The following is a 13,556-nucleotide window of genomic DNA, read 5'->3' as shown; positions in this document are numbered from 1 at the left end:
CCATAAAAAATCAACTTTGCGGAAATATAGGATGTCCTTATTTTGGAAAAAAACACTATCTAAGCTACTACTTTTGTATGAGGCCAAAATAGACATTACGGAAAATAAGTTTATTACCTTTGAAGAATGGTTTTGCAGTAGCGATTTGATGATAATAAAGGAAGAAAGATGAAAAATGGAGAGGAGAATACGATGAAACGTTATCTGTATCTGTTGATGGCATTCTTGTTGATGATCCCGATTTTTGCAGCTCCCCAGGGGAAGGCGAGTAGTCTGGCGGTCATAGACCCGCTTGTTACCAAGGCATTGGACACGACAAGCTCCCTGCAAGTCATCGTCACTTTCAAGGGAGACAGTGCACCAACTAGTTCCCAGCTAGCTCAGTTAAAAATGCTCGGAATCGAAACGGGAGTAAGCATGAAATCCTTGCCGATTGTCGGAGTGATCGCGACAAAGGCTCAAATTGAAAAACTGGCGGCCGATCCGGAAGTTCAATCGATTTATATGAACAAAAAGCTCACTTACTTCAACGCAGATGCGACAGCGATCACGGGTGTCGATAAAGCGAGAACAGACGACGGCTTCCGCAAGGCGAACGGCGGACTGCCTGTTTCAGGAAAAGGAGTAGGAGTCGTCGTGAATGACAGTGGTGTAGACGGCACGCATAGGGACATCGAGTTCGGCAAAAATCTCGTCCAGAATGTAATGGCGCAGACGAATTTGAATGCCTTAGCCCCAGGCTTGCTGCCGATCACTTATCAGGAAAACGTCCCTAATACGGATACAAATTCAGGACATGGTACACATGTAGCCGGCACGGTAGGCGGAACGGGCGCGATGTCTGGCGGAAAGTATGAAGGCGCTGCCCCGGGTGCGGATTTAATTGGCTACGGTTCAGGAGCAGCATTATTTGTCCTTGATGGCATCGGCGGTTTTGACTACGCGATTACCCATCAGTCTTCATACAATATTCGCGTCATCACGAATTCCTGGGGTTCCTCAGGAGACTTTGATCCTAACGACCCAATCAATATTGCCAGCAAAAAAGCACATGACCGCGGAATTACGGTTCTTTTTGCGGCAGGGAATGAAGGGCCAGGAGAGAACACGCAAAACCCATACGCAAAAGCTCCGTGGGTCATTTCAGTTGCTGCTGGAGTCAAAGACGGAACCCTTGCAGACTTCTCATCAAGAGGCACGAAGGGTGTCGGCGGTACTTTTACAATCGACGGCAAGGATTGGACATGGAAGGATGAACCGACTGTGACCGCTCCAGGGGTGGATATCGTTTCGACCCGCGTCCTCGCTCCCGTATCCTCGCTGGCAGTCGACCAGGATGTGCAAACAATCGAAACAGGGTACCTGCCTTATTACACAACTATGAGCGGCACATCGATGGCAACTCCTCATGTTGCCGGAATTGTCGCCTTGATGCTCGAAGCCAATCCGCTATTGTCGCCGGATGAAATCAAATTGATTCTTGAACAGACCGCTACGAATATGCCAGGCTATGAAACTTGGGAAGCTGGCGCAGGCTATGTGAATGCCTATACAGCCATTGATCATGCATTCAATGGAACGGCTTATGGATCAACCCTTAACTCAACCCAGACATTCTACAGCAATGTGGACGCCGAAACAGAGCGGAAGGAATTTTCGGTTGATTATAATCCGCTCACCTTTGTTTCGGATAACCAATATGAATTCACAGTGGAAGCAGGTATATCCAGCCTTGTCGCCAAAGTAGACGGGGCAGGTTTGATGGAGCAGACGGGCAACACTATTAATCTAGTGCTGATCGCCCCGGATGGAACGGAATACAGTTCTGGTGTAAGTTTGCTGTTCCCGCTCTATTATGATCGGACAGTTTCGGTCACATCGCCGGAACCTGGTGCATGGAAGGCTGAAATCCGCGGACTTCGTGGTGTGGATGCCAACCCACTTGGCGTCGCACTGCCTGAAACGGTAAAAGGAGAAATGGCGTTCACGAAAGTTAGCGGCTTCTCTGGATTAAATGATATTGCCGGACATCCAGCAGCAGAAGCGATAAAAATGGGAGTGAACGAACGGTTATTGGACGGCTTCTCCAATGGTGCCTTCAAACCAGATGCATTTTTAACGAGAGCAGAGCTGGCAAAATACTTGGTGATGGGCGCTGAAATCAAGCAATCTCTCCCAGCAGCACCAAGTTTCTCAGATGTTTCGGAATCCACTCTTCCATTTGCAGAAGCAGTCGCAGCAAAGGGTGCTTCGTTTCGTGACAAGCAGCAAATCCAAAATGGGGTCATCCTTCCGAAGGGAAATGGGAAATTTGCCCCTAAGGATGGAGTGACACGTGCTGAGTTGGCGTACTCACTCGTTCAGGCATTGGGCATGCAAGAACAAGCAGAAGACTTCTCTGGTCAGCTGACTGTCCAGTACAAGGACGAAAGAATTGCCATTTCAGATGGAGCAGAAGTGCCCGAACAGCTGAAAGGTTATGTTCAAATCGCGCTGGACCTGAATATTCTTAATGCGAGCTTCGCTGTCACACAGGGACCATATGATTTAGAACCAACAGTCACAGCAAGTTTCAGGCCAACAGCCAAAAATACGCGCGGTGATTTCGCAGTGGCGATGACCCGCTACTATCATGCATTCCTAAAGTGACCCACTAAGGAGAACAGGCAGAAATTGGCCTGTTCTCTTTTTTAATGGATAAATTCTTGTAACCTACTGCTAAAAAAGCTATATTTTGTACATAGATAAAGTCTGCTAGAAAAAAGTTCACTCTGAATGAGGTGTTTTTCCAGTGTTGCTGAAATATTTATCCGCACTGTTCCTGCCTGGTTTCATGGTCGTGTTTTTTGCGCGGGTTGCCTATAACCATGTGCTTGCCCTTGTATTGACGGTCGCATTGATTGCGGCTTCGGTTTATAAAGGCTATACGGACTCCTTCCTGCTCATTGTCGTGGACGCTTTCTCGCTGACCGTTGGCTTTTTTCTGGCTAGTCAGATGAGAAGGCGGAACAAGAAATAGCTGAATAAACCTGTCGATTTTTATTCGACAGGTTTTTGCTGTTACAGCATCATGATGAAAAAGCAAAAATTCGAATGCTTGTTCGCTTTTTAGTGGTTTGTTCTGCCTACTTTGTGGTAGAATGAGGATATGACTTTTTGACAACTGTGTATGGATTATATATAAGAAGGTTCTTATTTTATTAAGAAAGAATTACAGTACAGGAGGCTTTTCTGTGAAGGACCAATTTGAATTAGTCTCGAAGTATTCCCCGCAGGGAGACCAGCCTGCGGCAATAATAGAGCTAGTGAAAGGGATACGCGCGAACAAGAAGCATCAGACGCTTCTTGGTGCGACGGGAACAGGGAAAACATTTACGATTTCGAATGTGATCCAGGAAGTGAACAAGCCGACGCTTGTCATCGCCCACAATAAAACGCTTGCTGGCCAGCTCTACAGCGAGTTTAAGGAATTTTTTCCGAACAACGCGGTGGAGTATTTCGTCAGTTACTATGATTATTATCAGCCGGAAGCATACGTGCCGCAGACAGATACCTTCATTGAAAAAGATGCAAGCATCAATGATGAGATTGACAAGCTTCGTCACTCGGCTACATCGTCGTTGTTTGAGCGCAAGGATGTCATCATTATTGCCAGCGTATCCTGCATATACGGTCTTGGTAATCCAGATGAATACCGTGACATGGTCGTGTCTCTGCGGACCGGCATGGAGATCGAAAGGAATAAACTGCTTCACAAACTCGTCGATATCCAGTATGGACGGAATGATATTGACTTCAAGCGCGGGACGTTTCGTGTGCGCGGAGATGTCGTCGAGATTTTCCCAGCCTCGCGCGATGAGCATTGCATGAGAATTGAATTTTTCGGCGATGAGATTGACCGGATCCGCGAGGTGGATGCCCTTACTGGCGAGATCATCGGTGAACGGGATCATGTGGCGATTTTTCCGGCATCCCACTTCGTTACCCGCGAAGAGAAAATGAAAATTGCCATTGAAAACATTGAAAAAGAACTGGAAGAACGACTGGAAGTGCTCCGGTCCGAGGAAAAATTGCTGGAAGCCCAAAGACTGGAACAGCGGACAAGGTATGATCTTGAGATGATGCGCGAGATGGGCTTCTGCTCCGGAATTGAAAATTACTCGCGCCATCTGACCTTAAGGCCGGCAGGTGCGACTCCCTATACATTGCTCGATTATTTTCCTGAAGACTTTTTACTTGTTGTCGATGAGTCGCATGTTACCTTGCCACAAGTAAGGGGAATGTTCAATGGGGACCAGGCGCGTAAGCAAGTGCTGGTTGACCATGGCTTCCGACTGCCGTCTGCCATGGACAACCGTCCGCTGACTTTTGCTGAATTTGAAAAACATGTCAAACAGGCAGTGTTCGTTTCGGCGACACCGGGTCCATATGAATTGGAACATACACCAGAAATGGTCCAGCAAATCATCCGTCCAACTGGATTGCTCGACCCGACAATTGATGTTAGGCCGATTGAGGGCCAGATCGATGACCTGATCGGTGAAATTCAGGAGCGGGCAAAGCGGAATGAACGCGTACTGGTGACGACTTTGACGAAGAAAATGTCCGAGGACCTGACCGATTACTTAAAGGAAATCGGCATCAAGGTCCAGTACTTGCACTCAGAGATCAAAACGCTCGAGCGGATTGAAATCATCCGTGAACTGCGGCTCGGAAAATACGATGTCCTCATCGGGATCAATCTTTTAAGGGAAGGATTGGATATTCCAGAGGTTTCGCTCGTGGCGATTCTCGATGCCGATAAGGAAGGCTTTCTCCGGTCCGAAAGATCGCTCATCCAGACGATGGGACGAGCGGCGCGGAATGCAAATGGCCATGTTATCATGTATGCCGACAAGATGACCGATTCGATGACTAAGGCGATAAGTGTTACAAAGCGCCGCCGCGAAATTCAGGAGGAATACAACAAAAAGCACGGCATCACACCGCAAACGATCCAGAAAAGCATCCGCGACGTGATTCGTGCGACGATTGCTGCCGAGGACATGGAAGTTTACAGCCCGGCCGAAGGACTGAAGAAGCTGACAAAGAAAGATCGTGAGAAAGTGATTTTAAATATGGAAAAAGAAATGAAGGACGCAGCAAAAGCGCTCAATTTCGAACGGGCGGCAGAGCTGCGTGACCTCATTCTTGAGTTGAAAGCGGAAGGATGACGATAATATGGCAATGGATAAACTGATTGTCAAAGGCGCCAGAGCCCATAATTTGAAAAATATCGATGTCACCATTCCGAGAGACAAGCTTGTTGTCTTGACAGGACTTTCCGGTTCAGGGAAGTCATCGCTGGCGTTCGACACGATTTACGCGGAAGGACAGCGCCGTTATGTGGAGTCCTTATCTGCGTACGCCCGTCAGTTCCTCGGTCAGATGGATAAGCCGGATGTCGATTCAATTGAAGGATTGTCTCCGGCCATCTCAATCGATCAGAAAACAACAAGCCGAAACCCGCGTTCCACCGTGGGAACGGTGACGGAAATATATGATTATTTACGACTGTTATTCGCACGGGTGGGAAGACCAACTTGCCCGATTCACAAGATAGAAATTACATCCCAAACGATTGAACAGATGGTCGACCGGGTGCTGGAATACCCGGAAAGAACGAAGCTGCAAATCCTGGCACCAATCGTGTCTGGCCGAAAGGGTACCCATGCGAAAGTGTTGGAGGATGTAAAAAAGCAGGGCTTTGTCCGTGTCCGCGTGGACGGAGACATGCTTGATCTAGATGACGAAATCGAGCTGGAAAAAAACAAGAAACATTCCATTGAAGTCGTCATCGACCGGATTGTTGTCAAGGAAGGGATTGCTGCACGTTTGGCGGACTCCCTTGAATCGGCGCTCAGGCTGGGCGAAGGCAATGTGCTGATTGACGTAATCGGCAAGGAAGAATTGATGTTCAGCGAAAACCATGCCTGTCCAATCTGCGGTTTTTCCATCGGCGAGCTGGAGCCGCGAATGTTCTCATTCAACAGCCCGTTTGGCGCCTGCCCAGAATGCGATGGGCTTGGCGCAAAGCTCGAGGTGGATGTCGACATGGTGATCCCAAACAAGGAATTGACATTGAAGCAGCATGCGATCGCCCCGTGGGAGCCAACCAGTTCGCAATACTATCCGCAGCTGTTAGAGGCGGTCTGCACTCACTATGGAATTGACATGAATATTCCGGTCAAAGATCTGCCCGACAATCAATTGGAAAAAATTCTGTATGGGTCAGACAAAGACCGGATTTATTTTCGGTATGAAAATGATTGGGGACAAGTCCGGGAAAATTATCTTATTTTTGAGGGCGTGTTGAAGAATGTCGAACGTCGTTATAAGGAAACAAGCTCGGACTATATCCGCGAACAGATGGAGAAGTATATGGGCGAGCATGCCTGCCCGACATGCAAAGGATTCAGACTGAAACGGGAAACGTTAGCTGTCCTGGTTGACGGCCACCATATTGGAGAAGTGACAGCTTTATCGGTGGAGGAGGCACTTCAATTTTTCCAGAGCCTTGAACTTTCCGAAAAAGAAATGAAAATTGCCAACATGATTTTTCGTGAAATTACCGAGCGGCTCGGCTTTCTGATCAATGTTGGCCTGGATTATTTGACGCTGAGTCGAGCTGCCGGAACGCTATCCGGCGGGGAAGCCCAGCGGATCAGGCTGGCAACCCAGATTGGCTCGCGGCTAACAGGTGTGCTTTACATTTTGGATGAACCTTCTATCGGGTTGCATCAGCGCGATAATGACAGGCTGATTGCTACGCTGAAAAACATGCGGGATATTGGCAATACGTTGATCGTGGTCGAACATGATGAGGATACAATGCTTGCTGCGGACCACCTGATCGATATCGGCCCTGGTGCTGGTGTCCATGGCGGGGAAATCATCTCCCAAGGAACGCCAGCAGAAGTCATGGCCGATCCAAACTCACTTACGGGCCAGTATCTCTCGGGAAAAAAATTCATTCCCCTTCCAGTCGAGCGCCGCAAACCAGACGGACGCTATATTGAAATCAAAGGCGCAAAGGAAAACAACCTGAAAAATATCAATGTGAAATTCCCGCTTGGAATTTTCATCGCGGTTACGGGGGTATCTGGTTCCGGCAAGAGTACGCTAATCAATGAAATCCTTCATAAATCACTAGCAATGAAGCTGAACCGAGCAAAAAGCAAACCCGGAGAGTTTAAGGAAATAAAAGGGGTTGATCACCTCGAAAAAGTCATCGATATTGATCAATCGCCAATCGGCCGTACGCCAAGATCAAACCCGGCCACCTACACCGGAGTGTTCGATGATATCCGTGACGTGTTTGCATCGACGAATGAAGCGAAGGTGCGCGGCTATAAAAAAGGGCGATTCAGCTTCAATGTCAAAGGCGGACGCTGTGAAGCCTGCCGCGGCGACGGCATCATCAAAATCGAAATGCATTTTCTGCCTGACGTCTACGTTCCTTGTGAAGTCTGCCATGGCAAGCGCTACAACCGCGAAACTTTGGAAGTGAGGTACAAGGGGAAAAATATTTCCGATATCCTGGAGATGACGGTGGAAGCGGGAGTGGAATTCTTCGCCAATATTCCGAAGATTTCCAGAAAATTGCAGACGATTTACGATGTCGGCCTCGGCTATATTAAACTCGGCCAGCCCGCGACTACCCTTTCCGGCGGAGAAGCCCAGCGTGTAAAGCTTGCATCCGAGCTGCACCGACGCTCGACCGGACGTTCACTTTATATTCTTGATGAGCCTACGACCGGCTTGCATGTGGATGATATATCCCGCCTGCTTGTCGTCCTCCAGCGTCTTGTCGAAAATGGGGACACTGTGCTGGTAATCGAACATAATTTGGATGTCATCAAAGCTGCCGACTATATCGTCGATCTTGGACCGGAAGGCGGAGATCGCGGCGGCACGATCATCGCCAGCGGAACTCCCGAAAAAATTGCCGAAGTACAGGAATCCTATACGGGCCGCTACCTAAAGCCGATCCTAGAACGCGAGAAACTGCGGATGAAAGAACAGATCAACGAGAAAGAAAAAACGACAATCAAGTAGACAGTGCCCTTTATTAAAAAAAAAAGGGGATTGTTCAAAAACTTTCGGGTTTATTTAAAGGCAAAAACTATTTTTTGCACTCTGTTGATTGGAACGGAAGAAACTCGACTCCTGCCGGATAAGCGATCAAGGTGTGACCCCGCACGAGCGAAGCGAGGAGGAGGCTCACCTGTCGCCCCGGGGAAAGCGAGTGTCTGGAGTGGAAATCAAGAGCACTGATTATTAGCCAAACCTATAAAGGACCGGGCGTAATTTGCCCGGTTTTTATTTTGGCATTTTATTCCTGCAATGATATAATTAAGATGCCGGACAATTGTTAATGATATTTGGTGCGAATACGTCCGGTTGTATCCTATACCAGAAACTTATTTTAAAGTTATTCAAGATTTTTTTTATACGAAATGAAACTTCCGGGATTCCTAAGCGTATTAATTGCTGAGGAGAGAATTAGGGCAATGTTCCTTCTGGTAACATTAAGGGTAATGTAAAGAACGCGTCTGATGCTGCATTAAATCAAAGGGATAAAAACGTAACACAAATAGAGGAGGATGGACGATGAAAGACGAAAGAAAACGCATCTTGAAGCTTGTGGAAGAAGGAAAGTTGTCGGTGGAGGAAGCTTTGTTTCTGATTGAGCAGCTGGATCAGAATAAATCAACTGCGCTTTCTACGAATGTGAGCTTTGATGAAGCTAAAAAAGAAGAATTTAAAAAAGAAGATTACAACACGTATCACTTCCATACAGTAAAAGATAAGGTGCTTGAATTTGTTGATTCTGCCTTCAAAAAAATCAAGGATTTCGATTTGGATCTGAACTTTGGCCACTCTGTTGAAGTCTCGCATATTTTCTTGCAGGAAAATCCTTCTTTGAATCAGGTGGACATTGATCTGGCAAATGGTTCAGTGAAAGTAGTGCCATGGGATCAGAAAGATGTGCGTGTCGAATGCAGTGCGAAGGTGTACCGGGTCGAAAGTCAGGATGAAGCACGCAAGAAGTTTTTAGAGGACACGGTGTTTACCATTGAAAATCAAAAGCTGCGGTTTTCCGTTCAACAAAAATGGATGAAGGTGGATGCAGTCATCCATGTACCACAAGCAGAATACGATTCATTCCGAATTCGCTTGTTTAATGGATCGATCGACGCTGAAAACGTAACAGCAAAAGATTGTCGGGCAAAAACAGCAAACGGCAAGGTACTATTAAAGAACTTTGCGTGCGGCAAGCTAGAAACAGAAACAGTGAGTGGCCCAATCGATATCCAGCAGAGCACGATCAAGGAACTGGAGGTAGAAACGATCAATGGCGCAATCAAGGCAGATGGAGTTTTTGTCAATGTGGATCTCCAGTCGTTTAATGGAAATGTCACATGCACGGTTTTGAACCAAGATTGCGAAAACGTGGATATGAAGGCGACCACCGGAAGCATCGAGGTGTACCTGCCAGAGAAAACACCGGCAAGCGGCGAGCTGAAATCAAATCTTGGCAGCTTTGCCATCGAACTTGATGGCATACAGATCGTCGAGGAGAAAAGCGATATGGTCCAGAAACATCTTCGTTTCAAGCCCGCGGACGATGGACAAAAGGCTGTCAGGCTACATGCAGACACGAAAACTGGTTCGATTGTGGTGAAAAAGCTGATCCAACAGCAATAGGAGGAGTAGGGAAATGAGGTGGCTGCTGGGGATTGTCATTAACGCCGTGCTGTTTATGGCGCTTGCCGGATTTTTTGAAAGGGAAATCTACCTGTCAGGATTTGGCGCTGCTTTAGGTGCGAGCTTTGTTCTTTCTATCTTAAATATTTTGGTTAAACCGATTTTGATTATTTTGACGCTTCCTGTCACAGTCCTTAGCCTCGGGCTGTTCTTGTTTGTGATTAACGCCGTTACATTGATGCTGACGGACAGCCTGATGGGGAGTTCGTTTGAAATCGCCGGCTTTGGCATGGCGCTGCTTACAGCGGTGATCATGTCCTTGGCAAATTTGGTCATTCAAAACACCGTGTTACGTGAATAGGATAAAAAAAGGGAAAGCAAAGGCCGGCACTTATAGTGTCGGCCTTACTCAATATAGGCATCAAAGCCTGCGGACTTTAAACGTGCAGCAAGTTGTTTGGCATTCCGTTCCCTTTCGAACGCTCCTGCCTGGACTTTAAATACTTTAGGCGCATTGTCCTTTCTCTGGAGTTTGAACTGTTCTGTCAGAGCTTGGACAATCCCTTCTGCGACCGCTTTTCGGTACGTTTCAGTGCGCAATAGCCCCGCTTCCCTCCGGTTTGTCATGAATCCGCATTCTACTAGGACGGCATCCATTTTTGTTTCCCTCAAGACGTGGAAGTCAGCAGTTTTCACCCCGCGATTTTCAAGGCCGGTCGCAAGAACAAGGTTGTGCTGAATTTTCTGCGCCAGCTGAATTGCTTCAGGCGGTCTAGATAGATAGACATAGGTCTCCAAACCGCCGACATCATTCCAGGCACCGCTGCCAAATGCATTGGCGTGAATCGATACAAATACATCCACATTCAGGTTGTTGGCCTTGTCCGTTCTTGCTGTCAATAGCACATCCCGCTGATCGGAATGAGAAAAATAGACGGTGACATTCTTGTAGTTTTCTAGCAGCAGTTTAGCATAGTTTGCCACAGCACGATTAAACTCATATTCTCTCAAGCCATCTGGACTTTGCTTTCCTGATGTGTTGTAGCCGTGGCCAGCATCAAGCATGATCTTCAAGATCCTCCCACCTTTCAAATAAAAGATTTCCTCATCCGTATATATAAGACCAAAAGTCAGAAAAGGACATAGTGGGATCTGGAAGACTATCATCCATTATTTGTTCAGCTCAAAAATATCTTCCAGACGCAAGGACATGAACTCATGCCCATCCTGGATCGCTTTGTTATAAAAGTGGGGGGCAAGCTTGCTGGCAAAAAAATCAAGAATCAGCATCGCAGCTAAATCCCCAAGCTCCTCTCCGCGTTCTTCATGGAAATACCTTTTAATTTCTGCGATCATTTGATTTCTAGCAGCATCATCCATTTGAAAATTCTTCAGCATTGTATCTACTCCTCATCCTTTTAAATCGAAACAAAGAAAATATTCGACAAAGACATTCGATTATTTCCGTGGAAATAAGCTAAAATTTCTTGCTGCATCGACAATGCAGCGGTGTTGTTAAAGGGGCATGATTGGGTTTTATTGTATCGTTAAAGCCGCTGCATATACAAACGAATTTATAGCGGTCGGTTTTATCGGGTATAGCTGATAGTCTCCGCGACAAAAAGTTTGATGACATCATGGTTGTTGTCAAGCACAACGAGATCGGCATCTTTTTCCGCAAGCAATACTTCCTTTTCGATCAAAAATATTCAGCTGTCTAGCTGGATTTTCGCTGGCAAGCTTTACTGGATCTGAAAGACTGAGCCCAGTTAATTCCATCCTATTTTTTAATAGCAAAAAATCTCATTCTTTTCACCCTAACATTGTGTCCTATTTTTTCCATTATACAAAAACTTCATTTCAGTTGTCTAGACCACTTTGTGTTAACAGAAGAATTGAGGGAAATTATCCAACTTATATTTGGAACTTCATGAAAAAGTGCTAAAATAGAAAGTATTGTGATCTTATTGTAAAAAAATGCCCTAATAAAGGAGGAACTTTCTTTGCCAAAAGTCCGGACGAAAGACATTGTCGAGAAATTCGACATGGAATTGTTAAGTGGAGAGGAGGGCATCAACCGTCCGATTACGACAACTGATATCTCCAGGCCAGGACTCGAGATTGCCGGTTACTTTGAATATTATCCTGCAGAGCGCCTGCAGTTGCTTGGTAAAACAGAGTTGACCTTTTTTGAAAAACTAAACCCTCGCGAAAGAGCAGAGCGAATGGAGAAGCTTTGCACCGATATTACGCCTGGCATTATCGTCACAAGGGATATGGAGGTTCCAGCAGAACTGATCGAAGCGTCAGAGCGCGAGTCTGTACCGGTGATGCGGTCGAAACAAAAAACGACAAGGCTTTCTAGTCATCTGACAAATTACCTGGAGAGCAAGCTGGCTCCCACTACTGCCGTCCATGGGGTACTGGTCGATCTGTATGGAATCGGTGTCTTAATTACAGGGAAAAGCGGTGTCGGTAAAAGTGAAACAGCGTTAGAATTGGTGAAGCGCGGACACCGCCTGGTCGCCGACGATTGTGTCGAGATCCGTCAGGAAGATGTCGGAACGCTTGTCGGTAACTCGCCTGATTTGATTGAACACCTGCTCGAAATCCGCGGTGTGGGCATCATCAATGTGATGACACTGTTCGGTGCAGGAGCTGTTCGCTCGCACAAACGGATTTCGCTGAACATTGACCTCGAAATCTGGGATCAGAAAAAATCATATGACAGATTGGGACTAGATGAAGAAACAATGAGAGTCCTCGACACGGAAATCACCAAGCTTACGATTCCGGTCCGTCCAGGGCGGAACCTCGCTGTCATTATTGAAGTAGCGGCGATGAACTTCAGGCTAAAGCGGATGGGAGTGAACGCTGCAGAACAATTCACCAACAGGCTTGCAGACGTCATCGAGGATGGCGACCATGATTAACTGGAAAATGAGGCATTATTGATAAGCGCTTTTCTACATGAAAGGGGAAATGATATGGAACAGAATATTCAGCCGCTTGATCCGATTGCTTTTTCGCTTGGTCCGATTCAGGTGCACTGGTACGGGATCATTATTGGACTTGGAATTGCTCTCGCGTTATGGATTGCTATACGGGAAGCGGATCGTCGCGGTCTGCCAAAAGACATATTTGCAGATTTAATGCTTTGGGCGATTCCGATCGCCATCATCTCAGCAAGAATTTATTACGTTCTCTTCCAGTGGGAGTATTACGCACAGTATCCTGGGGAGATTTTTAAGATCTGGAATGGCGGAATTGCGATTCATGGCGCTTTGATCGGTGCTGTTATCACGACGTATTTCTTTACGAAGGCTAGAAATGTGTCGTTCTGGAAACTTGCGGATATCGCTGCTCCGAGCATCATTCTTGGCCAGGCCATCGGTCGCTGGGGCAATTTCATGAACCAGGAAGCACATGGTCGGGAGGTTACTCGGGCCTTTTTGGAGAATCTCCATCTGCCAGAATTCATCATCAACCAAATGTATATCAATGGCGTCTACTACCATCCTACCTTCCTGTATGAATCCGTCTGGAACTTGCTCGGATTCATCCTGCTTATGTCCTTGCGCAGGGTCAATTTGGGCCGCGGGGAAATGTTCCTTAGCTATATCATTTGGTATTCAATTGGCCGCTTCTTTGTTGAAGGCATGCGAACAGACAGTCTGATGCTGACGGACACGCTTAGAATCGCCCAGACGATCTCGATCGTGCTGATAGCTTTGGCAATTGGCTTATGGGTCTACAGGAGAGTCAAGGGATACTCGAAGGTAAGATATTTGGAAAACTAGAAAAAG

At 46.8% G+C, this 13,556-nt stretch carries 11 protein-coding genes; 8 read left to right on the top strand and 3 right to left on the bottom strand.

Annotated elements, in window-relative coordinates; all coding sequences use genetic code 11:
- The first annotated feature begins 192 nt into the window (after positions 1-192).
- The 6 genes from J2S25_RS07995 to J2S25_RS07970 all read left to right on the top strand — a co-directional run bounded on the left by J2S25_RS07995 (position 193) and on the right by J2S25_RS07970 (position 10,111).
- Positions 193-2,649: a S8 family serine peptidase gene (locus J2S25_RS07995; RefSeq protein ID WP_307191624.1), complete on the top strand. Its 2,457-nt coding sequence runs from the start codon at positions 193-195 to the stop codon at positions 2,647-2,649.
- Positions 2,650-2,791: 142 nt separating this feature from the next.
- The gene (locus J2S25_RS07990; protein WP_044395000.1) at positions 2,792-3,019 is read left to right on the top strand and encodes a CsbA family protein; all 228 of its coding nucleotides are present in this window, start codon (positions 2,792-2,794) and stop codon (positions 3,017-3,019) included.
- 214 nt (positions 3,020-3,233) lie between these two features.
- A complete protein-coding gene (gene uvrB, locus J2S25_RS07985; RefSeq protein ID WP_044394998.1) occupies positions 3,234-5,213 on the top strand; it encodes an excinuclease ABC subunit UvrB in 1,980 nt (659 codons plus the stop codon).
- Positions 5,214-5,220: 7 nt separating this feature from the next.
- Positions 5,221-8,097, top strand: coding sequence for an excinuclease ABC subunit UvrA (gene uvrA / locus J2S25_RS07980; protein WP_044394996.1), 2,877 nt, complete (start codon positions 5,221-5,223; stop codon positions 8,095-8,097).
- Between the two features lie 555 nt (positions 8,098-8,652).
- Positions 8,653-9,750, top strand: a complete 1,098-nt coding sequence (locus tag J2S25_RS07975) for a DUF4097 family beta strand repeat-containing protein (RefSeq protein WP_044395570.1) — start codon at positions 8,653-8,655, stop codon at positions 9,748-9,750.
- A gap of 13 nt (positions 9,751-9,763) precedes the next feature.
- Positions 9,764-10,111, top strand: a complete 348-nt coding sequence (locus J2S25_RS07970) for a phage holin family protein (protein WP_044395572.1) — start codon at positions 9,764-9,766, stop codon at positions 10,109-10,111.
- 44 nt (positions 10,112-10,155) lie between these two features.
- Here J2S25_RS07970 and J2S25_RS07965 read toward each other — a convergent pair whose 3' ends face one another.
- The 3 genes from J2S25_RS07965 to J2S25_RS07955 form a co-directional block, all read right to left on the bottom strand.
- A complete protein-coding gene (locus J2S25_RS07965; protein ID WP_307191659.1) occupies positions 10,156-10,815 on the bottom strand; it encodes an N-acetylmuramoyl-L-alanine amidase in 660 nt (219 codons plus the stop codon).
- Positions 10,816-10,920: 105 nt separating this feature from the next.
- Positions 10,921-11,148 carry a DUF2164 domain-containing protein gene (locus J2S25_RS07960; RefSeq protein WP_044395576.1) on the bottom strand — a complete coding sequence of 76 codons (228 nt, stop codon included), beginning with the start codon at positions 11,146-11,148 and terminating at the stop codon, positions 10,921-10,923.
- Positions 11,149-11,397: 249 nt separating this feature from the next.
- Positions 11,398-11,529 carry a hypothetical protein gene (locus tag J2S25_RS07955; RefSeq protein ID WP_439117491.1) on the bottom strand — a complete coding sequence of 44 codons (132 nt, stop codon included), beginning with the start codon at positions 11,527-11,529 and terminating at the stop codon, positions 11,398-11,400.
- A gap of 224 nt (positions 11,530-11,753) precedes the next feature.
- On the opposite strand from J2S25_RS07955, the gene hprK reads away from it, so the two are divergent.
- On the top strand, positions 11,754-12,683 hold the full coding sequence (gene hprK, locus J2S25_RS07950) for an HPr(Ser) kinase/phosphatase (RefSeq protein ID WP_044395578.1): 930 nt from the start codon (positions 11,754-11,756) through the stop codon (positions 12,681-12,683).
- A gap of 54 nt (positions 12,684-12,737) precedes the next feature.
- Positions 12,738-13,550: a prolipoprotein diacylglyceryl transferase gene (gene lgt, locus J2S25_RS07945; RefSeq protein WP_307191623.1), complete on the top strand. Its 813-nt coding sequence runs from the start codon at positions 12,738-12,740 to the stop codon at positions 13,548-13,550.
- Positions 13,551-13,556 lie beyond the last annotated feature (6 nt).

It is taken from the genome of Mesobacillus stamsii (genome assembly GCF_030814065.1).
Lineage (GTDB): Bacteria > Bacillota > Bacilli > Bacillales > Cytobacillaceae > Mesobacillus > Mesobacillus stamsii.
This window is presented reverse-complemented; position numbering and strand designations above follow the sequence as displayed.